The sequence below is a fragment of the Pedobacter ginsengiterrae genome, from assembly GCF_039537385.1.
Classification (GTDB): domain Bacteria; phylum Bacteroidota; class Bacteroidia; order Sphingobacteriales; family Sphingobacteriaceae; genus Pedobacter; species Pedobacter ginsengiterrae.
In genome coordinates, this window is record NZ_BAABAK010000010.1 from 211054 (window position 1) to 234908 (window position 23855).

The window sequence follows — 23855 nt, forward strand, 5'->3', positions numbered from 1 at the left end:
ATAATTACGCCAAAATCATTTCTTTATTGTTTCTGCTCCATTCGCTCCAAGAGCCAACATAAAGCTTCGGGATTGGTAAACCTGCATAATCTAAAGCTAAAAGCGTATGGCAAGCAGTAATCCCCGAGCCACAATGTACAATTACATTTTCTGGCTTAACATTAGCCAAAGCTTCGGTGTATTTCTCTCTAAGTATTTCTGGGGCCAAAAAACGGCCATCGGCATCCAGATTTTCAGTAAATGGAATATTCGTTGCACCAGGAATATGACCTGCAATTAAATCAATGGGTTCTGTTAAACCAGCGTAACGATTTGCATCTCGCACATCAATAACTAAATATTCATTGGTTTTTGCAACATTTTCTACTTCATCAATATTTGATAAAGGTAGATTCCACGATTTTATATGATAAACGCCAACCGATTTAGGATTTTCAGCTTTTCCTGTTGTAGGAAAACCTGCTTTTACAGCAGCTTGAAATCCTCCATCTATTACCTGAACTTTTTCGTGCCCGATAGACCGCAACATCCACCATAATCTAGCGGCAGCATTTCCACCGTTTTTATCATCGTAAACAATAACAAGTGTATCTTTTGTGATTCCGAGTTTCTGTAAAACGGTGGCAAATTGTTCAAAGGATGGTAGTGGATGACGACCGCCAACAGCGAAATCACCGATGGCAGCCAAATCCTCATTCACATCAACAAATAAGGCTCCAGTTAAATGTTGTTCATCATACCTGGTTTTTGAGCCAGCACTGGCATCGATAATTATTATTTCTTCATCCTGATTTAACCAGGTTAAATCTTCGGGTTTTATGACTGGTGATAGTGTATTTTGCATATAAATAAAGTGTGTATCACTATAAATTAATCTAAGAAGCAAACGCTAAACTAATGTTTTACTCGTTTTCCTTTGGTTTATTTAAAGTTCAGGAATTTTATTGATTCGACAATGAGAAAAGAAAACCCTATGGTCAATTAATCGAATTCTTAGGCTCTCTTTAATAAAGCCCAAAGCCCTAAAATCGGACCGATTGCCAAAACCATGTAAAGATAATGCGAATTCATCTCCTTTGACAAAATATTGAGTAACTGAATACTTACGATTGTAATTGCAAAGCCAATACAATTAACTAAAGTAAGTGAGGTTCCTCTTAAGTGTTCTGGCGCATTTTTGGCGACTAATGAGGAAAAAAGTGGTGAGTCGGCGGTTGCGGCTAAACCCCAGATAAATAAAAACATGAAAAAGATATAAACCGAATCGGCAAAAAGAAATATTGGAGAAAGTAAGCAGCATAAACCTGATACAGAAAGTGCGATAGTTGCAATTTTTTTTGCTCCAAACTTTTGAGAAAGTAATCCTCCAAGCATACAAGATAAGCCGCCCGATGCAATAATTAAAAACGCAAATAAGGAAACGTTTAGTTTAGCCACATCATGCGTGCTTTTGTAAAGCAGAAGTATTCCTGGTAAGAAAGCCCAAAACGTGTATAATTCCCACATGTGCCCGAAATAGCCAAATGCTGCTGAACGGAAATTAATGTTCTTAAATCCGCTTAAACAGGCACTAAAATCGAATTTTTGTCCTGCCATTCTGAATGGCCCGTTGGGTACTAAAAAGAAAACACAACTTGCTCCGATTAATGATAGTGTTGAAGTTGCGTAGATTACATATTTCCATGGAAAATCTGCAGTAAAAGTTTTTAATAAATGTGGGAATGCGGTGCCTAAAACCAAAGCGCCGACTAAAAAGCCTAAAGATTTGCCTAAGCCATCTTTAAAATAGTCGGATGCAATTTTCATTCCGACAGGATAAATTCCTGCAAGCATGAAGCCAGTTAAAAAGCGGAATAAAAGCAATAAATTAACATCAGAAAACTCCAGGCAAATCCCTAAATTAAATATGGAAGCGGCGATACCACAAACGAAGAAAACCTTTGATGGGGCGAAAATATCGGATATGGCGAATATAGCAAACACTAAAGTTCCAGCTATAAAACCGAATTGAACCATACTGGTTAAATTGGCTAAAAGATTTAATTCGGCGGGAAAATTTTTAATTATATCGGGCAGAACTGCATTACCTGCAAACCACAAGGAAGTGCAAAGAAATTGCGAAATAACGATGATTAGAAGGACAAATTTAGTATTGCTGGTGCCGCTCATTTTTTATTTGATGTACAATTTTAATAAAAATAAACCTGATAGAAGTGGAAATACTTTTTTGATTGCAGTAACCTTGAGTGTGCTGTTATGCTGAGGTACGAAGCATTTGCATGCGATGAAACAGATTCTTCGTACCTTAGAATGACAGGAGTTAAAAAAGATTGTAACGCATAGCAGTACTGATGCAGCCAATGGAATACTGTACTTGCTTTACAAATTATTTTACACCTAAGAAATCTTTGAACAGTTAAGTTTGGCCTTAGGCTTTAATCTTTCTGCCTAAGAAGCATCGTCTTTAATATCGAACTGTGTTTCTACAACTTTGCCACCCGTACGCAACTGACCGCTTAACATTTCCTCTTGCTCTCTACGATTTTTAACAATATGAATTGCCGAAAATAAAGCTTCGGTAAATGAGGTTGAATCGGCTAGATCTTTACCTGCGATATCGTAACCTGTGCCATGATCGGGAGAGGTGCGCACGAAATTTAAGCCAGCCGTATAATTAACGCCATTGTGAAAAGCCAATGTTTTGAAAGGGATTAAACCCTGATCGTGGTACATAGCCAATACCGCATCGAATTTTTTGTAGCTTCCGTTTCCGAAAAAGCCATCGGCAGGATATGGGCCAAAAACCATCATGCCTTTATCGTAAGCTTCTTGAATTGCTGGAGTAATAATTTCAGCTTCTTCCGCTCCTAATAAACCATTATCGCTTGCGTGTGGATTTAAACCTAAAACGGCAATTTTCGGTTTTTCAATCCAAAAATCTTTTTTTAAACTATCATTAATCAGTTTTAGCTTGCTGAGAATTTTTTCTTTGGTAATATTTGTCGGAACATCCTTAACTGGAATATGGCCAGTAACTACACCAACCCTTAAATTTTCGCTGATTAAGAACATTAATACATCTTTACTGCCACTTTTTTCTTGCAAATATTCGGTGTGACCTGGAAAAGCAAAGGTTTCTGATTGTATGTTGTGTTTATTGATCGGAGCCGTAACCAGAGCATCGATATCGCCATTTACCAAATCGGCTGTAGCTCTTTCTAATGATAAAAGCGCATATTTTCCGCCTGTTTCGGTTACCTGCCCCAGCTCTATTTTAACATCTTCTTCCCAGCAATTAATCATATTTGCTTTTTTAAGCTGCGCTTGATTAGCGTGATTAATTACATTAAAACTGAAATCGCCAAGGTTATTTGCCTTTCTGTGGAAGGAAGAAACCTTTGTATGGCCGTAAACAATTGGTGTACAATAATTTAAAATTGCAGGGTTGGATAATGTTTTGATGATTACCTCTAAACCTATGCCGTTCACGTCGCCTATACTGATGCCAATTTTAAGTTTATTGCTCATAATTACTGGAAAATTTTAGCGCAAATTACTGATTTTCGATTAAAGACTTTAAAAAAAATGAAACCGTAAAGAACACGAAGTTATTCGCAAAGGAATAATAAGCCTATCTTTGCTGGTAATTTTAAATTTTAAAGCCTCTTTAGGGGTTTGGGGTGATATGAGTTTAGTAAAAGCAAAGAAACATTTAGGGCAGCATTTTTTAACCGATAAAGGCATTGCTAAGCGCATTGTAGAAAGTTTGGTGCGTACTGATCAGTATAATCAGGTTTTGGAAGTTGGCCCTGGAATGGGTATTCTTTCTGATTTTTTGCTGCAACGCGAGGATTTACAAACTTACCTTATTGATATAGATACGGAGTCTTATCACTTTCTGAATGAGAAATATCCTCAGTTGGGCGATCGTTTAATAAATGGCGATTTTCTTAAAATGAATTTCGACGATACTTTTCCTGGCCATTTTGCCATTATTGGTAACTTTCCTTACAACATATCTTCACAAATTTTATTTAAAATTTTAGATAATCGCCATAAGGTTGTCGAAATGGTTGGTATGTTTCAGAAAGAAGTTGCGCAACGTTGCGCTTCGCCAGCAGGAACGAAAGATTATGGTATTTTAAGCGTTTTTCTTCAAGCTTATTACAAAATCGAATACTTGTTTACAGTTAAGCCTGGAACATTTAATCCACCACCAAAAGTTCATTCGGCTATAATTCGTTTAACCCGAAACGAGGTGGAAACATTGGATTGCGATGAAAAACTATTTTGGCGTGTAGTTAAAGCTGGTTTTAATCAACGCAGAAAAACATTGCGAAATGCGGTTTCGGCTGTAATGCCAAAAGATAAAATGGATAATCATATTTACTTCGAAAAAAGGGCAGAACAATTAACCGTTGCAGATTTTGTAGCACTTACACAACATGTAAGCAAGTTGATGGAAGCTTAATTTTTAAAGTAAATTTCTGTACTTTTTGGTTTCGGCAGTGTGTTTTTGATTACACAGGTTTGTACAAATTGAGGGGATTTGCAAATACCTGAGTTAAATAGCCCTGATTGAAGCGGCATTTTTTGCTTTGAAAGGGTTTTCGAGCTAGGACTAAAGCAAAAAATATAGCGCAAAGCAGGACGAACGATAATAGTTGTACTGTTTTTGCGCTACAAATTATAAGTTTCAATAAAGGATTCTCGTATATTTAAGGAAATGGAAATCCTTCTCACCATCATCTTAAAATCGATAAATCCTTAAAACTTCGCCGCTTCGCCAGCTTTTGGCAATGCCTTTTTAATGAAATCGCGGATGTGGTTATTAGAATTTTTTAAATCTTCTTTACGCAGATACATCATGTGTCCGCTGCGATAACCCTCCCAACTCATTCTATCTTGCAATTTGCCAGCAGCATCTAATTGCCACATGCTGTATTTTGCATTAAAATAATCGCAAGCGCCATCGTAATAACCCGATTGTACCAATAAATGTAGATAAGGGTTTTGCGCCATAGCTTGTCTTAAATTGTCGCCTGTTTTATTCCCAGAGTTATCCCAAGGGTAAACTGAACCAAACATGTTATATTTTAAATCTGTTTTATAATTCAGCTCGTTTCTGATATACATATTAATTGCAGGCGTAAAAGAGTGTAACCAAGAAGTAAGTTCTGCATTGTAATCAGGGCCATCTCCAGCGGTCATTTTGTCGATACCTTTATAGCGAGAATCTAAGCGGCCAACCGTAAAACCTTTATCTCTTAATAATTCTTTCCAGAAAAAATTAGTTGGCACATCAAGGTTATAATCTAAAAACACTTTTTCGGAGATGCCTGAGTAGCGGGCCATTTTTGCCGCAATTGCTTTCTTTTTATCGGCACTTAACATTCCTCCCTGAGAAATTGCAGGAATAACTTCGTTTATGGTGAAACTTTCTACTTCAGGCAACATTGCTGTTAAATCTTTCGACTGTAAATCTGCTGGTAAGGCTTTGTGGTACCAGGCTGTAGCCGCGAAATAGGGTAGGCGTAAAGCTGCATCAACTGGGCCGCCTCGCTCAATGCCTAATTCTGTTGGAGAAACCAAAACAACACCGTTTAAATACATCCATTGGCTATTTTGTAGTTCTAATGCCAAACCAGAAACACGGGTTGTACCATAACTTTCGCCAATTAAAAACTTAGGTGATGCCCAACGATTGTTGCGGGTAACGAAAGTGTTAATCCATTCGGCTAAATATTTGATATCGGCACGTACACCAAAGAATTTATTCGTCGGGATGTCTTTATTTACAGCTCTTGAATAACCTGTGTTAACTGGGTCGATGTAAACAATATCGGCAACATCTAAAATAGAATATGGGTTTTCTTTGTAGCCATAAGGCTGAACAGGATAACCTTCATCATCGATATTTAAAACAACAGGACCAGTGTAAGCAATGTGCATCCAAACAGATGCCGAACCAGGGCCACCGTTAAAAGAAATTACTAATGGTCTTTTATCGCGATTTTGAACGTCGGTTCTTTCGTAATAAGTATAAAATAAACCAGCAATCGGTTTACCATCTTCATCCCACACAGGCAGGGTTCCAGTTGTGGCTTTATATGGAACCGATTTACCATCAATATTAATGGAGTGATTCGTAATTACAGCACTTTCTACCTTTAAAGCCCGCTCATTACCTGTTGGTTTTGGCTCTTCTTTAATGGTTACCTGAGATGTTGTGGTAGTTTCTTTAGCAGGGATTCTTCTGGGTGTTTGCTGTGCGTGGGCAAAAAGGCCTGCGAATAAGCCTGCAGTGAGTAGGAGTTTAATTTTCATTTAGTTTGGATTTGGATTATAAATATCAAACTAAAGCTTTTGCTATTCAAAAAAACATTGAAAATGTTACCATAAAAAAACGGCGTTGCTTTATGCAATGCCGTTTTAAAATATGTGTGTTTTGAAGTATTATTTATCCCACCAAACTTTTCCAACAAGTTTATCTCCGCCTGGAACCGCAGCTGAAGCTGTTTTATAGTTTGCAGCATTTGATACACCTTCGCCTAACGGATAAGGAAAACGACGTGGAATTGAACCGCCTGTATTTGTATTTGGATATACAATTGGGACTAAAGCAGGTAAGCCAGTTCTTCGCCAGTTCGACCATGTTTCGTAAAAATCCAACATGGTGATGGTATGTGCCCAGTACTGTGTAGCAATCATTTCTAATCCATTTGCGGCTACATAGGGATGTGCAGCTAAATACGTTGCCGCATCGCTTGCATTTACCGCCATATTAGCATCATATTGAGATAAATAAGTCATTGCAGAAGTTACCCCAGCATTGTAATGCGTTGCCGCTGAACCGCCAATAGCATAACGCTGTGCAGCTTCGGCCCAAAGTAATTCGCTTTCTGCATAAGTTAAGATGAAAGTATTTCCATCTCTTTTTAGCATGCCTGGGTGTGGTGAAGAATAATCGGTAAAATCAGTGTAGGAAGCATCCTGACGAACATCTCTACCAGCAATGCCACTTAAGTCTTTTCCATTTGGCATACCTTTTTGTACAGCCGCTGTAGTAACAAATGCAGGATTTTGAACTTTCGTTGCATCAGTTAAATATAATTTGGTTACTGCAATTTTACTTAAGCGCGGATCGTTATTCGTTTTTAAGTAATTAATAAAAGTACTGCTCCATCTGGTATAATAATTTTCTTGTCCACCGTCGCCCAATAGAACCTGTGCATTCCTGTTTTGTGTAACACGACCACCATTAGCGTCGTGCTTAAAAATTGCATTATCGCCATCGCTGGTCATTGTTTTTCCAACTGCTTTTGTAATGTAAGTTTGAGCAAGCGTAGCATCTGCCTTGGTTAAACGCATTGCCATACGCAACATCAAACTATTTCCGAAACGTTTCCATTTAGCAACATCGCCAGCAAAAACCAAATCGCCACCAACTACATCGCCCGATGCATTTAAAGCGGTAGAAGCTTCATCTACTTCCTTTAATAAATCGGTATAAATTGCTTGTTGAGCATCGTATTTAGGATAAAGAATTGCCGAATAATAGCCTTTTCCTGCATCAGAATAAGGTATGTCGCCATATAAATCAGTTAGTCTCTCGAAAATTAATGCTTTCCAGATTCTACCCATTTGATGAACATTGTTGTATTGTGCTTTACCTCTGGTAAGCTCAACTAAATCAACCGCATATTTTACCTGATCTGGATATGCCTTTTCCCAATAAGCGGCGGTATAACCCTCATTTAACATGTATTTATCACCAGCCCAATAACCAATTACCGATGATAAACCTTGCATCATTGTCGATGCATAAATTAGATTTCCTCTCCAGGTTTCGTATGCAAAATCTGTACTGCCAGTATATGTTAACTGTGCTGTAGATAATAAGTAATTTGGATTATATTGTTCCTGACTCACAGATACAGGATCGGTATTTATTTTTTGGAAGTCTTTTGTACACCCAGATATCATGACTAAGCCAGATAATAAAAGTGGTACGTATAATTTTATGATCGTTTTCATTTTCAATTCGTTTAAAAGATTATAACTTAACACTTAAATTTAAACCGTATGTACGTACTGGTGGAACACCACCTAATTCCATACCTGGAATAGTTGCATTATAACTCGATTCTGGATCTATATTATCTGTTTTCTTCATCAGGATAAATAAATTACGCCCAACAAAACTTACGTTTAAGCCCTTAATCTTATTGTTAAACATTTTAGCTGGGAAATTATAACCAAGTATAACCTGTCTGAATTTGATAAAACTCGCATCCTGAACGAACTGTTTTGATACATTGTTAGCGTAAGTGCTGTAATAGTTAGCAGCATTAACACCTAAAGCATCACGATTTTCGAGCGTTGCCTGGTGCAAGCCAAAAATGTAGCCATAATAATCTGTTGCAGAGAAGATTTTTCCGCCCCATTTACCATCAATTAAGAAAGAAAGATTTACGCCTTTATAACTGAATTCGTTATTCCAACCAGCGGCCCATTTATTGTAAGCAGAACCATAAGCTTTTAATTCGCCTCTTTGTGGTGCGCCATTGGTATCCTTCACAATGTTACCACTTGCATCATATAAGAAATCATAAGCCATAACTTGCCCGATAGCCATACCTTCTAAATTCTGCAAGAAACCTACATTACTTCTTGATGTTGCCAAAAGCTGAGATGCAGTTCCTGGTGCAAGCGTAATAACTTTGTTGTCGTTGTAAGACCCGTTTATGCTAGATGTCCAGTTGAAATCATCTGTTTTTAGAACAACGCCAGAAACCAAAGCTTCTACTCCTTTATTTCTAAGTTTACCGATATTTAACACAGCTCCACTGTACCCTGTAGTTGTTGAGGTGGGAACAGGAAGAATCTCATCAGTAGATTTTTTATTATACCAGGTAAAATCTAAACTCAATCTATCTTTAAAAAATTTCATTTCAGTACCAATTTCCAACTCTGTTGCTTTTGATGCTCTTAATGATGAATTTGGTATAGAAGAGTTTACGATGTTACCCAATGGGTTATTATTAATAGATTCGCTACGTAAATTGTAATAAAGCTGAGTTTGAAAAGGTATAGTCGCTTGTCCAACCATTGCGTAACCAGCTCTTAATTTACCAAAGCTTAAGAATGATGGTTTCCACAATTCAGAAAAAACAAATGAACCACTTACTGAAGGATAGATTACATTAAGTTTATTGTCTTTTCCAGGTGTAGCCAATGTAGAAAACCAATCCGAACGGGCACTTCCAGTTAAGTATAGAACATCTTTATAAGCAAGCTCTAAAGTTCCGTAAACGGATTGAGTTTCTTGATCTTGTTTATAGGCAGAAACCGATTTACCACCAGTATTCGCTAAAGTATATATACCAAATAATTGGAAAGAAGCACCTCCGTTTGTAACCGCCTCGCTTTTTGTTCGGCGATAACTTGCGCCAATATTAGGTGTAATAGAGAAATCTGCTACTTTAAAAGATTTACCAACTAAACCATCAATATTAATATCAGAGAATTTACTGTTTTGTTCAGTATATCCTCCATCTGCATCATAAGCTGTTCCAGAAGGTGTTACAGCAATATAGCTATCGTTGTACGAATCTCTACCAGCTCTACCTTGTAAAAACAACCCATTATCGAAAGTGTATTTAGCACTGAACGAGCTTAATAAACGCTCTCTTTTGGTGTTATGAATAAAGTCGTTAGCTGCAAACCAAGGGTTTGTTGCATAAGGATTACCTGTATTGTAAGAAAGTTCACTTCCATCAGGATTTTTACCTGGTTGCAAAGTTGCAATATTTACGCTTGTTGGCAGAAATGCTGCATTATAGTTGGCATTACCAGCACCATCTGAAAGCATTGGTCTGTTGTTAGCCTGCTCTAAAATATAGTTCATGCGAGCATCAATCACCAAATTTTTAATCGGATCGAAAGTACCAGATAAGGTAAAATTTTGTCTATCTAAACCCGAATTTGGGACAACAGATTTATTAGTTAAATCGCTAGCAGATAAACGAATTACACCGCCCGTAAATGATTTATTCAAAGCTAATGTATTAGTCCAGCTTCCTCCAGTTCTGTAGAAATCTTCGATATTGTTTTCTTGGGCACTATATGGTCTGCTTACCCCATCAAACTGAATAACATTGCTGCCATCTAATTTAGCTCCCCAACTCGAACTACCTGTTGATGCCGCGGCTAATTGTGTAGTCGGTTTAATGCCATTTACGCCCTGGCCATAAACATATTGCCAGTTTGTTCTGTCCATTACCTGTTCAGCAACATAATTACTGCTAAATTCTATACTATTTCCTTTTCCACTTTTAGTGGTTATTAAAATTACACCTGCTTTCGCTCTGTTTCCGTATAAAGCCGAAGCTGCTGCACCTTTAAGCACTGAAATACTCTCGATATCATCAGGATTTAAATTACTAATCGCATCTCCTAAATCTGGTGCGTTATCGTATTGTCCACCATTATTGCCAATTCCGATTGTACTACCAAAACCAACTGGTGCACTTTCCATCGGGATACCATTTACAACATATAAGGGCTGACTTGATGAGCCTAAACTAGATACGCCACGTATGGTTACGTTTGTTGCAGCTCCTGCACCACCAGAAGTTCCAGCAATATCTAAACCTGCAACTTTACCCACTAATGAATTGGTAATATTATTTTCACGGGCTTGAGTTAAGGTTTCGCCTCCAACTTGTGTTACCGAATAACCCAAAGCTCTTCTTTCCTTTTTTATACCTAAGGCTGTAACCACAACATCGGTAAGTTGCTTGGTATCTTCAGCCAATACAACATCAATCGATGTTTGCGTACCTATAGAAATTTCTTTGGTTTGAAACCCAGCGTAAGAAACAACTAATACTGCATTTTCTGGCGCATTTAAGGTAAACTTGCCATTCACATCTGATGAGGTACCAATAGCCGTTCCCTTTACCCTTACTGTGGCTCCAGGTAATGATCCGCCTTGTGCATCCTTTACAGTTCCTGAAACTGGAACTTCCTTGTTTCTGCTAATAACAATTAAACCACCATCAGAAACTGAATATTTTAAATTGGTTCTGTTTAAGATGGTTGATAGCACATCAGTAACAGGAATATTGGTTACAGTAATACTTACATCCTTATTAACAGGAACGTAAGAAGAGCTGTAAACAAAATGATAGCTGCTTTGCTGTTCTATAATCTGTAAAACCCTGGCTAGTTTTGTTTTCTTTACATCTAAAGAAATTTTTTCCTGAGAAAAAACCGATGCAGAAACATTAAGGCAGGTAATGAAAACCATGATGCAGGTTAGTTTCATTAGCATAATGAATTTTAAAAGCCTCCTGTATTTTGGATGCCCTTGCAATAAGTAATAATAAATCATATTTTTGTTTTTTTTGGTTGCATAATTAGTTGGCAGCAATCTGTTTGCGCATAAACTGCCATTGATTAATCAAAGAAGAACTTTTAAGGGGCGGTGCGCCAACACCGTCCTTTTTTTCTCTTACTTCGAGATGATTACTTGATTTCCTTTTATTTCATATTTAAAATTTTCTACTTTCTGTAAGGCTGATAAAACCTGTTCAATACTTTCTTGGCTAAATGTTGCCGTAAAACGATATTTTTCTATTTCAGGATCAGCAAATTTGATTTTAACATTAAACCATTTTTCTAAAACGCCTTGGATTTCGTCGAAATCCTGATCATAAATTTCAATTCGGTTTTGAGTCCAGGCCGTTTCTACAATTGTGCTATCTTTTATTAAAGTATAGTGGTTTATGGTAATCTCAGGACTGATTTTAGCAGGTTTTAAAACTTTCTTTTTTTCTTCAACAATAACGTTTTTATAAAAAGTTACCTTCTGGCTTGGCTTTAATGTAATTGTACCACCATTTCCATTAACGGCTTCCATGGTAATTAAACCTCTAATTAATGTAGCTTCGGATGAAATTTCATCAGAATAAGCCCTAACATTAAAAGCCGTGCCCAATACATTAATGTTGAATTCGTTTGTATGAACCTTAAAAGGTTTATCCTTATTATGAACAACATCAAAATAAGCCTCACCATTTAAAATAACTTCTCGATTTGTTTCGTTAAACGTTGCACTTATTGAAATAGAACTTTTTGCGTTAAGTAAAACTGTCGAACCATCAGAAAGCGTGATTTTTTTTCTTTCTCCGCTTTTTGTCGAAAAAGTTTGAGCCACGGATGCAACCAGTATATCTTTTTTAGTTTTATAGTTTTCGTACAGGAAACCAATACTCGCAACTAAAAATATAGCCGCGGCTATTTTTAACCAGTTGTAATTTCTATTAAGTTTAAAATTTTTCTTTTCGGTGTCGAAATTCTGCTTCAATAATTCAAGCTGATTATTTAAAGGACGTTTGTTCCCGCTTAAAATAAAGTATAATCTTTTTGATTCGGCAATAACCTTTGCCTGCTCTGGGTGAGCCGAAATATACTTCTCCCAATATTCAACACACAGCTTATCAGTTCCAGCGCAAAATTGCTGGAAAGTGCTATCTACAAGAAAGTCTTCTGCATCGAATTGACTTCTATCAATCATTATTATTTGGCTTTTATATATCAGTGCCTAAAAAGTTTACTTTTTCCTAAAGAAATTTTAACTTTTTTTTAACAACACGAAATATATGCCTTGTAAGTAGATTAACAGACGAATTAATATTGGCTAAAAACTTTTAATGCGCATTTTTTGCCAAGTAAAAGAATAAACTGATAAACAATCTTTCTATTTAAAAACCACTTCTGTTGCTCCATAACCAAACTTCTCTTTTCTGGCATCCATATACGTTTTGATATGAGGGTTTTTGCTTATTAGTTTGTGAATTTTATCTCTCAAAGTTCCATTGCCAGAGCCATGAATAAAAATCATTTTATCGAAATGGTGAACAATTGCTGCATCTAAAGTGTTTTGAAAATGAGATAACTGAATCTGCAATATTTCATCTGCTTCTAAAAAATGATGATCATCTCTTAGTTTTTCAATATGTAAATCAATTTCCTTTGATGGGGCATCAACAGTTTTCTTTTCGGCAGGCGATTTAAAAAAGCTTTCTTTTAATTTCTGAGCATCAATAGCAACCATTGGCAATTCATCTAAACGAATTAACCAACCCTTATTTTTTAGTTGTGGCAGTTCCTTTTGTTCTGAAGAAAAATCCTTTGCTCTAAACTTCTTCTTAATTACTAAAGGTTCAGCGGGTTTAACATCAGCTTTGCTGAATAATAAAACTTGAAAGGTAAATTCTGGCCAGATATCTAAATCGGCAAGCGATGCAGAATAAACTAATTTAGCTTGATAAGCTTCTAGAATACCATAAAAAGAACCTACATATTTTTCTTTTCTTTCGGTTGTTAAGCTTACCAATAAAACATTAGCCGATTGATTTTGCAAATGGAAATGAACAACATTACCCGCCTTATCATCAGTAGCAACGGCAACATAAATTCCATTTTCTATTTTACTTACACTTGGTATATTAACCTTAATTGGCTTTGGTGTATCAGTTTCTTCTGCAACAACTCCATGTCCGTGCACGGATGTTAGATTGCTTACTGCAACGGGAATTTCAAAGCCGTCTTCATCAGTAACACCCAAAGTTTGTGCATCAATAATTTTAGTAACATAGCCTTCACGTTTTTCATCAACGAAACGCACAAAATCACCCAGCTTAAATTTCATTTTTTATCAGATTGAGTATCAAATTATCTCCACAAAGAAATGAGGAGATTAAGCACAAAGGTATCGATTTTTAAATTAGGCTACGATGAGCATATTTCGAACTTGTTGCAATTCGCCATTTTGAAAACGGGCATAATATACTCCAGGTGCATAATGTTGATTTTCGAAATTGATATTATATGTGCCCTCTTCTTTAACGTTGTCTACTACTGTCGACATTAATTTGCCCATCGTATTAAACACCTGAATTAAAACGTGACCACCTCTTGATGAGTATTTTATAGTAGTAGATGTGGTAAATGGATTTGGGTAATTGGAAATTAAACTTTCGCCACTTAAATGATTGGCTTGCGCCAAACTGGTAGACATACAATTTGTACTCGCCTGAATAAGTGGTAGAGATTGAAAATCTTTTAACATTACAGCTGAAAGAGTTGCCTTATCAACGCAAAACCATTTCTCTAACAATGTAGCATAAACCGACCTAAAATCGTATTGCATAGGGATATTATCATTTACCGAAGTTGTGGCAGAAATTGTTGGGTTTTTGCCTAATACACCGCCCTGAATGGCATCACCAAAAACGATTAAAGGCGCAGCAGCACCATGATCGGTTCCGTTACTGGCATTGGATTTTATCCGCCTTCCAAACTCAGAAAAGGTCATGCCAGCAACTCGCTTAGAAGCACCTAAACCTTTCAAATCATCCATAAATGCTTTAATGGCATCACTCACCTTTTGAAGCAGTATAGCATGGGTGCCTGTTTCAGTTGAGCCCGTATTTACCTGAGCAGCATGCGTATCAAAAGATCCAATATTAACCATGTAAAGGCGGGTTTTTAATCCACCTGCAACTAATCTGGCCACAACCTTGAGCTGGTCGGCTAAGGAATTATTTGTAGGATAAACCCCTTGTTTCGTCACTTTCCCTGCAGCTGTTTTTATTACCGAGGCATATTGTTGGGTTTGTTGAGAAACTTGTCTGATGTAGGTTAATTCCTTTCCTGCGTTGGTGTTCGGTGCAGGCGATTGAATGCCATTTATCAAGTTGTAAAAATTGACAGGATCGGATATTGCCATGCCCATATTTACAGATGGCCCCTGGAATGCAGGTGAAATAAACGAGCCAATTTGGATAGCCAACGGATCGGGCATTACTGTATTTGGATAGCCAATTGGAAAATTGGTGTACTCATTACTCAAATATCTTCCAGCCCAACCACTTTCTATAGTTTGATCAGAATCTGATGCGGAAAGCCAAATATCGGTTGCTCTGAAATGACTGAAATTCGGTTGCGGATAACCTACTGATTGGATAACCTGAACTTTTCCATCATCATATAATCCCGCCAAACCCGACATTGATGGATGAATTCCAGTATTGTATCCTGTGAGTTTTATAATTTTATTTTTTGGAAGAATAATATTCGGGCGGGCCAATGTTAAATTATCATATTGATCCAAAGGAAGAATCATATTCAACCCGTCGTTACCACCATTTAGCTGAATAATAACCAAAACATGATCGGTTTCTTGATTTGCTGCCGTAATCGCCGATAACAAGCTTGAAGCGCCAAAAGCTTTCAATGAAAAGCCTCCAATTAAAGAAGGAAGAACTACTCCTGCAGGCATTGCCTTGGTTAAGAATTCCCGTCTTTTCATGATAACTGATATTCTTCAAGGTTCATAATATATTTATAAAACTCTTGTAAACGAGTTTGTACAATAGCTGTTTTAGCTGTAGTTGGTGCTGCTTTATAATCTTGCCAGGCTGTCGTCCAATAAGCGTCGTTAACCTGATTACTAAGTAAAATGCTTTTTAAAAACTTCTTTACATCGGCGCTTACATCAATGGTATAAAGATGTGCAAGTGATTCATCAACAACAATATTTGGATCTTCGGGCTTACTGAATTTTGAGGTATAAGCTATTGGATCTATAACTATTTTTTTACTGTTTCGGGTATAACCTGTGCTTATAAATCTATCGGTAAAAACATTCCGTTTTGGTAAGGTATCCGAATTTACCCAAAGTTCGTAAAACTGTGGGGTTTGGTAATAGGCTGGCCAGCCAGAAACATTCGGCGGATCGCCAAGGTTTTGTTGGAGATTAGACGCTGTGCTGCGCAAATAATCGCTCATGTAGTAAACATTTACATAATCAGTAGCATCAGGAAAAACAATTTCAAATTCGCGGGCTAAACCGACTACAAAATCCACAGGTGCTTTAATATTGCAAGATCTGGTTTGGGGTAAGAAAAAATGATTACTGGTTAACAGCGCTTTAAGAACAGGTTTAATTTCATAATTGGCTGTCCTGAAAATTTCCGCTAAGGGTGTAATTATATTTGATTCTACATCAGCAGTAATATCATAATAAACAAAAAAGCGATATAGCCTGCGGCAAATGTATTTGCTCACTTCCGCCTGAGTAAAAATCATATCTAGCAAATCATCAACTTCATTTGCACCATCTAGTCCAGTTCTGCCTTTAATTAACTTGTTACCATAAAATGATGAAAACTGTTTGTCGGTAGTATCGTGCCTCGAAGTATTAAATACGGATGTAATATTTGTACCATCCAGCGTGTAACCCGTTAGTACACGTGCAGCAGCCTTAACATCGGCTTCGGTATATTTCGAATTTGGGCCTTTTCCTAAGGTAAAAAGCTCTTGTAATTCTCTTGCGTAGTTTTCGTCGGGGGCAGCCTTTGTACTTGCATAACCATTTAAATAACGCACCATTGCGGGGTCTATAGTTACCTGTTTGGTTAGTGTTTTGAAATTGCCGAAGGCCAGGCTTCTGAGTAAATTATTGTGTTTGTAAATGTATCGGGCATCATCAACTGTATCAGCTTCAGTAGAAAAATGATTATGCCAAAATAGGGTCATCTTTTCTCTTAATGAGATCGGCTGATTAAGCATTTGAGTTACCCACCAAGCTTTAAACGAGGCAACACGGCGACTGTTTGCTGTTCCATCGGTATAAATTGCATTTACCCAGGTTTGCCCAGCTAAAACATTTGCATCTGTATAATTGGCGTCATTGTAATTATTAACTGGTGGATTTGGAAGGGGTAAATCTTTCAATAATAAATCGACAACCTGAGATACAGATTGACCAACAAGCGAATTTATATCACTTCTTTTTGCGCCAAATAAAGTGCGTTTTAGTAAATGATTTAGTTCTTTTGTCCCGAAATTTCCAGAGTAAACCTCTATCGCCATAAAATCTCTTTAGAAACAAAATAAAATTAAGTATTAAATAACTGAATTCCAGTTATTTTACACGAAATGTCAAAATTTAGTTACTAAAACCGAAATTACCATCTAATTAGCGCACTTGCCCAGGTAAAACCTGATCCAAAAGCCGCCAAACAAACTAAGTCACCATCTTTTATTTTCCCAGCTTCCCAAGCTTCGCATAAAGCAATTGGAACTGATGCTGCGGTGGTGTTTCCGTATTTCTGAATATTGTTAAAAACCTGGTCATCTTTTAAGCCGAGCAATTGTTGTACATATTGACTTATTCTTAAATTAGCTTGATGCGGCACCAACATATCGATATCTTTTTCGGTTAAATTATTGGCAGCTAACGCTTCTTTTATCACCTCTGGAAATTTAACAACTGCTTTTTTGAAAACTGATGGACCATCCATATACGGTAACATCGCATTGCTTTCTAAAATCTCTGGCGTCATAAACAAGCCTCCTAATTCCTGATCGGGGAAGGCGGGTTTATCTTTCATCCATTTATTTGCATGAGAACCAGGGTAGTACATTGCCAAAATTTCGGCATCAGCTCCATCACTATGTAAATGAGTACTTAAAATCCCTTTGCCAGGTTCATCTGTTGGTTGTAAAACTACGGCTCCTGCACCATCCCCAAAAATTACAGATACATTTCTGCTTCTTGTTTCGAAATCCATGGCGAAAGAATGTTTCTCGCTTCCAACAACCAGAACATTTTTATACATACCAGTTTTTACAAACTGATCGGCTACCGAAAGTGCATACACAAATCCTGAGCATTGATTACGAATATCTAAGGCGCCAATTTCTCCCATACCCATTTCACGCTGTAATAAAACACCGCAGCCTGGGAAATAATAATCAGGGCTAAGTGTTGCAAATACAATAAAATCTACATCCTTTGCTGTAATGCCAGCACGTTCGATTGCAATTCTAGCAGCCTCAATGCCCATAGTGGTTGTAGTTTCCTCATTTCTATCTGCAAAACGACGTTCTTTAATTCCTGTTCGCTCCTGAATCCATTCGTCGCTGGTTTCCATAAAACGACTTAAATCATTGTTTGTATATACATTTTTTGGAACGTAATATCCGATTCCTGCAATTTTAGATTGGTGCATATTAAATTAATATTTGGTTAACAAATGTATTAAAACGGAGGGAAGATGTGCAAGGTTGGATTGAAAATGTATATAAGTGTAACTAATAATCGCAACCATCTTCCATTTAACCTATTACATCTTACATAAAAATAGTTATTTTTGCGGCATGTCTACAGAAACCAAAGAAGAGACCTTTACGCTCGAAGAAATTCTAACTTCTATTAAAACCGTACATCGCCTTATTTTGTGGAATGATGATGTAAATACATTCGATCATGTAATTTACTGCATGATGAAGTATTTAGATTATAACGAATCTCAGGCAGAAAAAATTGCCTGGAAAGTACATAATGACGGAAAATGCCCTGTTTTAGAAGGTTCATTTACTGAAATGGAGGTTTACCGCAAAATTCTTCAACAAGAAGGATTGACCGTTTCTGTTGATTAATGAAATACTTTGGCTGCCAGCGAAATGGTTTTTAAACTTTGGGTATGAAAAAACTCATCATTTATATGGAAAGATGATTTTGATTCAATAGCAGCGTATGGTCATGATGATAAATCTGAGCAAACGGAAAGAATGCCTTTCTTTTTACCAAATGCCGCTTTCTCACTTTTAACCACAGCTTCCGATTACTGGCCCGCAGCAGGCTCGTTAGGCAACTAAGCTTTTTAAAAGTTTATTTAATTCTGCTTGTGTACTTTGCGTTTTATCTTTAGCATACCAGCTGTGAAGTTTTTCGGATAAGATGGTCATATCAGAAGTTTCTTTTCTCCACTCTTTTAAAAGTTCTTGCAAAACCTGTGGTCTTGGTGCCCAACTAACTAAAACTTTACCGGCAGTTTCATTTAAAACTAAAAGAACAGGAATTGCTCTGCCACCATTCGTTAAATGCGCATCAATTAAAGGCAGGTTTTTATCGCGAAGAACAAATCTTAAATCAATTTTACCTAAAGAGGCAGTTGCAATTTTATTAAATACTGGAACAATTTGAGCAGCATCGCCACACCAGCCTTCAGTAATTACTAAAAACTTATAATTTTCTTTAAGAGCATCGATAGTTGATGTTAATTCATCAATTAAGTTAACAGTCTTATCAACGCGGCTCATCCTTTGCACATTCATTTTAGTGTAGTGCAAATCATAAGATACATCGCCTGTTGCTTTCCCCTCTAAAAGAAGTTGATCGATCAAAGTACGGTAGGTTTGATAATCCATTCCTTGCTCGTTGAAAATTTCGCTGTAATTAACCATGATGTTTAAATTATGTCGCAAAGGAAAGCAGAAAATCATCGAAAATAATCATCTGTTTGCAAGAAATTGTTCGCTATTATTAATGCATGATTATTATAATTATGAATAGAGAAGAGCGTGGCTAACAATAAAGATTGTGTGAGTTTTGAGTTATACATTTCATTTATCGGAATCAAAAATATTGGCAAAAAAAAACTGTTAACTGCAAACTAAAAATAATTGCTTATTTTTGTAACCCAATTATGCAGCAGATAAAAACATCATTCGATTTTGAAAAACCTATTGCCGATTTAGTTCAGCAGATAGAAAAGGTTAAACAAGTTGCCGAAAAAACTAAGGTAGATATGTCTGCCACGTTAGACGAGCTTGATGGTAAATTAGATGAAACTACCCAAAACTTATATAAAAATTTAACTGGCTGGAATAAGGTTCAAATGAGCCGCCATCCAGATCGACCACAAACGCTTGATTACATCAGCATGATTTGTGATGATTTTATTGAGTTACATGGGGATAGAACAGTAAAAGACGATAAAGCAATTATCGGTGGTTTTGCAACTATTAACGGCCAAACCGTAATGGTTATCGGTCATCAAAAGGGTAAAAATACTAAAGAGCGTCAGTTTCGCAATTTTGGTATGGCTAACCCCGAAGGTTACCGTAAAGCTTTACGCTTAATGCGTTTAGCTGAAAAGTTTAACAAACCAGTAATTTCTTTTATTGATACAATGGGTGCTTACCCAGGACTAGAAGCAGAAGAGCGTGGTCAAGGTGAAGCAATTGCCCGCAATTTACTTGAAATGTCGGTTTTACGTGTGCCAATTATCTGCGTAGTTGTTGGTGAAGGAGCTTCGGGCGGTGCCTTAGGTATTGGTATTGGTGATAGAGTTTATATGTTAGAGCACACATGGTATTCCGTTATCTCTCCAGAATCTTGTTCTTCTATTTTATGGAGAAGCTGGGATTTTAAAGAAAAGGCTGCAGAATGCTTGAAATTGACTTCTGATGATATGTTCGGTAATAAATTAATCGACGGTATTATTCCAGAGCCATTAGGTGGTGCACACCAAGATCCTGAATTAATGGGACAAACTTTAAAAGACTATATTCTTAAGGATTTAGCTTCTTTAAGTAAATTAAAAACCGATAAACTTATCGAACAAAGAATTGATAAATTCTGTGCGATGGGTGTTGTGAACGAATAATCATTAACTAATTATAACTGAAATCCTGCCTGACTTGTCTCGCAGGATTTTTTTATGCTTTTAATTATTAGATTTAGTTGGTTACAGATTATCTCAGCCTATTAATCATTAAGATGACCGAAATAAAGCTGGGTTTACCGAGATTGTTTAACTAGAACTTAACCATTACTTTCGGTAGCAAATGGATAATTCTTTGCAAGAAAAAGGCAGCTAAAAATTAATTTAGCTGCTTTTTTTTGAATTGTAAATTTTGTTTACTGGCCAGGTTGCTGACCGAAATAAGGTGAAAACCTTGCTTCTAATCCTGCAAATTGTTTCTCCAGTTGTGTGCTAACTTTTGTTTGACCAACAGCTTTAGCAGTTTTAATCATTCGATCTAAGTAGTAAAGTCCTGTTTGAACATTTTGAGTTCCTGTTAAACTGCCTTTCGAACCAGAAATATCAGCTAAATAGGTTAATTCTTTTTGGATATAATCGCCTGATTTAAGTAAAATCGCATTTGCTTTTTCTGTTTCGCCAAGTTTATATAAGTTTTCTGCCATGTAGTACTTAACCACAACTGTACGAATACCGAAGAATTTATCTGGCATTACATCAAAATATTTATCTACAACTTTTTTAGCTTCTTCCGTTTTACCCTCTTTAATCAAGCTACCTGTTAAGCTGCTAAATAGATTTGTAAAAATGAATGTATCATCTGATGATTGTGGATCTAAATATTTGGCAGTTTTCATATTGCCCCATTTAAATTTCTCCATTACATTTTTATACAATACAGGTGTGTTCAGTAACTCTTCTCTTTCATCGCTGGCAGTAGTATCCGCTTTCAACGGCAATAAGCGCAAAGCTAAACCTTCGCTGTATAAATAGCTACCTAATCCGTTATATTGATCAGATGGAACAGTGGAAGCGAAATAAATAGGTCTTTTCCAGTTATTGTGTGCAAGAATATCTAACATGGCTAAAGTACCTTTGGTTACATAACCTTTGTTAAATTTCCATTCCATTGCAGGTGTAATTTTATCAGCATCGGCAGCTGCAACAGTGCCTGTGCTAATCACTTCTTGTGGATTGATGGTTAGCTTGAAGTTTTTAGTCGGCAAGAAGTTCGATTTAGTGCCATCTTGCATAGCTACTTTATCATCAGGATTATCTGATAACAATAAATCTACAACGTTTTTAATTTCTACACTACCAGCAATTTTGTAATCGTCGTATGGCATTACATCACGTTCGCCCTGCACAAATTGCGATTCTTTCATCGAAATTGGGAGCGGTTCAGAATCGTTCTGTTTCTGTTTCATCCCGTTGATGTACCAATCGGTATCAAATAAACTTAGGTTTACAATACGCACATCAGGACGAACCTTTTCTACTTCCTGAATATACCAAAGGGGATAAGTATCGTTATCACCATAGGTGAATAAAATTGCATTTGGAGCACAAGATTGAAGATAATCTAAAGCAATATCATGTGCCACCATTTTGGTAGAACGATCATGATCATCCCATCCTTGCTGAGCCATTATTACTGGCGCTGCCAACAAGCCTATAACTGTAGCTCCAATTGCGCCAGTTGCAGGTGTAAGCTTTTTAAACAGCCATTCTTTTATCGCTAAAACACCAAGACCTATCCATATCGAAAAGGCATAGAATGAGCCAACATAAGCGTAATCACGTTCACGAGGTTCTAAAGGTTTTTGATTTAGGTATAAAACAATAGCAATACCTGTAAAGAAAAATAATAAGCCAACAACACCCGCATCTTTCTGATTACGGCCAAAGTGCCAGATTGCACCCATTAAGCCAATAATTAATGGTAAGAAAAAGAATCTGTTATATGCTTTATTATCAACAGTTGAAGGCGGTAAATTGCTTTGGTTACCATGCCAGATTGCATCAATTGGTTTAACGCCACTTAATGACGTACCTTCAAATCCGCTTCCCTGACCTTGCTCGTCGTTTTGGCGACCCACAAAGTTCCATCCGAAATAACGTAAGTACATATAGCCAATTTGATAGCTGAATAAGAAACCAATATTATCAACAGTATTTGGTTTTTTACTTTCATCAAGGTGCATCCATTCTTTATAAAACTCAGCATGTTTTTGGTCGTCGCTATACATACGCGGTAAAAAAGTATTATCGCTATATTGATAGTCACTTTTCTTACCAGCTACTTCATATTTTTCAGCACCTTTTCTCCAGATGGTTTTTCCTTGTTCTACACCAACTCTTTCAGAGTTATAATTCGGACCAAAAACTAATGGTCTATCGCCATATTGCTCACGGTTTAAGTAGCTTAAGAAAGAAAAAGCGTCTTTTGGAGCGCTGTTATTTAAATTCGGGTCAGCCTTAGCTCTAATAATAATCATAGAGAAAGAAGCATAACCGAAAATGATTAAAACGGTAGAAATTAAACCCAAGTTTAAAAGTTTCTTTTGGTGTTTAATTGAATAACGGATACCCATAACCAGCAAGCCAATAACTAAAACAGCGAAAAACAATACACCTGTTCCAAAACCTAAGCCTAAAGTGTTTACAAAGAATAAATCGAAATAGGCGCCAAATGAAACCAGATATTGGATAATACCATACTGAATTACACCTAAAATTAATATACCTGCCAAAAGGGTTTTAAAAATACCTGAAGTGGTAACTTTCTCTGATTTTTTGAAATAGTAGATAAAGGCAATAGCAGGAATCGTTAATAAGTTTAAAAGGTGGATACCAATTGATAAACCCATTATATACGCTATAAACAATAACCATCTATCTGCTCTTGGTTCATCTGCATGAGCTTCCCATTTTAAGATACCCCAAAAAACAATTGCAGTAAATAATGATGATTGCGCATAAACTTCAGACTCTACAGCCGAGAACCAGAAACTATCTGAAAATGTATAAGCTAAAGCACCAACGGCACCAGCGCCCATAATACTAATTAATTGGCCAGAAGTTATTACCTCATCTGCTTTTACTAAAGTTTTTTTAGCTAAAGCTGTAATTGTCCAGAATAAGAATAGGATAGTAGCACCACTAGAAATCGCCGAACCAATATTCATCCAATAAGCAACCTTAGTAACATCGCCTAAAGCAAATACAGAGAAAAATCTTTGTAGCATTAAGAATAAGGGAGCACCTGGTTGGTGAACAACCTGCATTTTAAGTGCAGAAGCGATAAATTCGCCGCAATCCCAAAAACTTACAGAAGGCTCTAAGGTTAGAACGTAAGTTAGCGTTGCAATAAAAAAGCAAATCCAGCCAGTAATATTATTAACTTTTGAATAATTCATTGGTATTTGATAATGATAAATTAAATGT

Annotated in this window: 16 protein-coding genes; 3 read left to right on the forward strand and 13 right to left on the reverse strand. The window is 36.7% G+C overall.

The features are described from left to right. Nucleotides 1-4: 4 nt before the first annotated feature. The 3 genes from ABD692_RS10465 to pdxA form a co-directional block, all read right to left on the reverse strand. A complete protein-coding gene (locus ABD692_RS10465; protein ID WP_344766763.1) occupies nucleotides 5-844 on the reverse strand; it encodes a sulfurtransferase in 840 nt (279 codons plus the stop codon). Between the two features lie 149 nt (nucleotides 845-993). Beyond that, on the reverse strand, nucleotides 994-2169 hold the full coding sequence (locus ABD692_RS10470) for an MFS transporter (RefSeq protein WP_344766765.1): 1176 nt from the start codon (nucleotides 2167-2169) through the stop codon (nucleotides 994-996). A gap of 279 nt (nucleotides 2170-2448) precedes the next feature. After that, on the reverse strand, nucleotides 2449-3528 hold the full coding sequence (pdxA, locus tag ABD692_RS10475; RefSeq protein WP_344766767.1) for a 4-hydroxythreonine-4-phosphate dehydrogenase PdxA: 1080 nt from the start codon (nucleotides 3526-3528) through the stop codon (nucleotides 2449-2451). Nucleotides 3529-3685: 157 nt separating this feature from the next. Between pdxA and rsmA the strand changes: the two genes are divergently transcribed. Beyond that, complete coding sequence (gene rsmA, locus ABD692_RS10480; protein WP_344767080.1) at nucleotides 3686-4471, forward strand: 16S rRNA (adenine(1518)-N(6)/adenine(1519)-N(6))-dimethyltransferase RsmA; 786 nt, start codon at nucleotides 3686-3688, stop codon at nucleotides 4469-4471. 296 nt (nucleotides 4472-4767) lie between these two features. Here rsmA and ABD692_RS10485 read toward each other — a convergent pair whose 3' ends face one another. The 8 genes from ABD692_RS10485 to ABD692_RS10520 form a co-directional block, all read right to left on the reverse strand. Further along, nucleotides 4768-6327, reverse strand: coding sequence for a S10 family peptidase (locus tag ABD692_RS10485; RefSeq protein ID WP_344766769.1), 1560 nt, complete (start codon nucleotides 6325-6327; stop codon nucleotides 4768-4770). Nucleotides 6328-6456: 129 nt separating this feature from the next. After that, nucleotides 6457-8037: a SusD/RagB family nutrient-binding outer membrane lipoprotein gene (locus ABD692_RS10490; protein WP_344766771.1), complete on the reverse strand. Its 1581-nt coding sequence runs from the start codon at nucleotides 8035-8037 to the stop codon at nucleotides 6457-6459. Between the two features lie 19 nt (nucleotides 8038-8056). Next, nucleotides 8057-11332, reverse strand: coding sequence for a SusC/RagA family TonB-linked outer membrane protein (locus tag ABD692_RS10495; protein ID WP_316756080.1), 3276 nt, complete (start codon nucleotides 11330-11332; stop codon nucleotides 8057-8059). Between the two features lie 186 nt (nucleotides 11333-11518). Beyond that, complete coding sequence (locus tag ABD692_RS10500; RefSeq protein ID WP_344766774.1) at nucleotides 11519-12583, reverse strand: FecR family protein; 1065 nt, start codon at nucleotides 12581-12583, stop codon at nucleotides 11519-11521. A 183-nt stretch (nucleotides 12584-12766) separates the two neighbouring features. Next, on the reverse strand, nucleotides 12767-13720 hold the full coding sequence (locus ABD692_RS10505) for a Smr/MutS family protein (protein WP_344766776.1): 954 nt from the start codon (nucleotides 13718-13720) through the stop codon (nucleotides 12767-12769). Nucleotides 13721-13795: 75 nt separating this feature from the next. Continuing rightward, on the reverse strand, nucleotides 13796-15382 hold the full coding sequence (locus ABD692_RS10510) for a DUF1501 domain-containing protein (RefSeq protein ID WP_316756087.1): 1587 nt from the start codon (nucleotides 15380-15382) through the stop codon (nucleotides 13796-13798). Further along, nucleotides 15379-16947 (reverse strand): DUF1800 family protein, encoded by a 1569-nt coding sequence (locus ABD692_RS10515; protein WP_344766778.1) that lies wholly within the window; start codon nucleotides 16945-16947, stop codon nucleotides 15379-15381. Before ABD692_RS10515 ends, ABD692_RS10510 begins: the two co-directional genes overlap by 4 nt. A gap of 95 nt (nucleotides 16948-17042) precedes the next feature. After that, a complete protein-coding gene (locus tag ABD692_RS10520) occupies nucleotides 17043-18089 on the reverse strand; it encodes a 3-oxoacyl-ACP synthase III family protein (protein WP_344766780.1) in 1047 nt (348 codons plus the stop codon). Between the two features lie 148 nt (nucleotides 18090-18237). On the opposite strand from ABD692_RS10520, the gene ABD692_RS10525 reads away from it, so the two are divergent. Further along, entirely contained in the window at nucleotides 18238-18519 is a 282-nt protein-coding gene (locus ABD692_RS10525) for an ATP-dependent Clp protease adaptor ClpS (RefSeq protein WP_316756095.1), read from the forward strand. Nucleotides 18520-18726: 207 nt separating this feature from the next. Here ABD692_RS10525 and ABD692_RS10530 read toward each other — a convergent pair whose 3' ends face one another. Beyond that, nucleotides 18727-19326 carry a thioredoxin family protein gene (locus ABD692_RS10530; protein WP_344766782.1) on the reverse strand — a complete coding sequence of 200 codons (600 nt, stop codon included), beginning with the start codon at nucleotides 19324-19326 and terminating at the stop codon, nucleotides 18727-18729. Nucleotides 19327-19568: 242 nt separating this feature from the next. Here ABD692_RS10530 and ABD692_RS10535 point away from each other — a divergent pair, with 242 nt between their 5' ends. After that, a complete protein-coding gene (locus tag ABD692_RS10535; protein WP_316756099.1) occupies nucleotides 19569-20531 on the forward strand; it encodes an acetyl-CoA carboxylase carboxyltransferase subunit alpha in 963 nt (320 codons plus the stop codon). A 254-nt stretch (nucleotides 20532-20785) separates the two neighbouring features. Here ABD692_RS10535 and ABD692_RS10540 read toward each other — a convergent pair whose 3' ends face one another. Continuing rightward, the gene (locus ABD692_RS10540) at nucleotides 20786-23827 is read right to left on the reverse strand and encodes a glycosyltransferase family 117 protein (protein ID WP_344766784.1); all 3042 of its coding nucleotides are present in this window, start codon (nucleotides 23825-23827) and stop codon (nucleotides 20786-20788) included. Nucleotides 23828-23855: the final 28 nt, after the last annotated feature.

Coding starts and splice junctions, on each gene's coding strand:
- ABD692_RS10465 (WP_344766763.1), bottom strand. CDS start 844: ATGCAAAATACACTATCACCAGTCATAAAACCCGAAGATTTAACCTGG.
- ABD692_RS10470 (WP_344766765.1), bottom strand. CDS start 2,169: ATGAGCGGCACCAGCAATACTAAATTTGTCCTTCTAATCATCGTTATT.
- pdxA (WP_344766767.1), bottom strand. CDS start 3,528: ATGAGCAATAAACTTAAAATTGGCATCAGTATAGGCGACGTGAACGGC.
- rsmA (WP_344767080.1), top strand. CDS start 3,686: ATGAGTTTAGTAAAAGCAAAGAAACATTTAGGGCAGCATTTTTTAACC.
- ABD692_RS10485 (WP_344766769.1), bottom strand. CDS start 6,327: ATGAAAATTAAACTCCTACTCACTGCAGGCTTATTCGCAGGCCTTTTT.
- ABD692_RS10490 (WP_344766771.1), bottom strand. CDS start 8,037: ATGAAAACGATCATAAAATTATACGTACCACTTTTATTATCTGGCTTA.
- ABD692_RS10495 (WP_316756080.1), bottom strand. CDS start 11,332: ATGAAACTAACCTGCATCATGGTTTTCATTACCTGCCTTAATGTTTCT.
- ABD692_RS10500 (WP_344766774.1), bottom strand. CDS start 12,583: ATGATTGATAGAAGTCAATTCGATGCAGAAGACTTTCTTGTAGATAGC.
- ABD692_RS10505 (WP_344766776.1), bottom strand. CDS start 13,720: ATGAAATTTAAGCTGGGTGATTTTGTGCGTTTCGTTGATGAAAAACGT.
- ABD692_RS10510 (WP_316756087.1), bottom strand. CDS start 15,382: ATGAAAAGACGGGAATTCTTAACCAAGGCAATGCCTGCAGGAGTAGTT.
- ABD692_RS10515 (WP_344766778.1), bottom strand. CDS start 16,947: ATGGCGATAGAGGTTTACTCTGGAAATTTCGGGACAAAAGAACTAAAT.
- ABD692_RS10520 (WP_344766780.1), bottom strand. CDS start 18,089: ATGCACCAATCTAAAATTGCAGGAATCGGATATTACGTTCCAAAAAAT.
- ABD692_RS10525 (WP_316756095.1), top strand. CDS start 18,238: ATGTCTACAGAAACCAAAGAAGAGACCTTTACGCTCGAAGAAATTCTA.
- ABD692_RS10530 (WP_344766782.1), bottom strand. CDS start 19,326: ATGGTTAATTACAGCGAAATTTTCAACGAGCAAGGAATGGATTATCAA.
- ABD692_RS10535 (WP_316756099.1), top strand. CDS start 19,569: ATGCAGCAGATAAAAACATCATTCGATTTTGAAAAACCTATTGCCGAT.
- ABD692_RS10540 (WP_344766784.1), bottom strand. CDS start 23,827: ATGAATTATTCAAAAGTTAATAATATTACTGGCTGGATTTGCTTTTTT.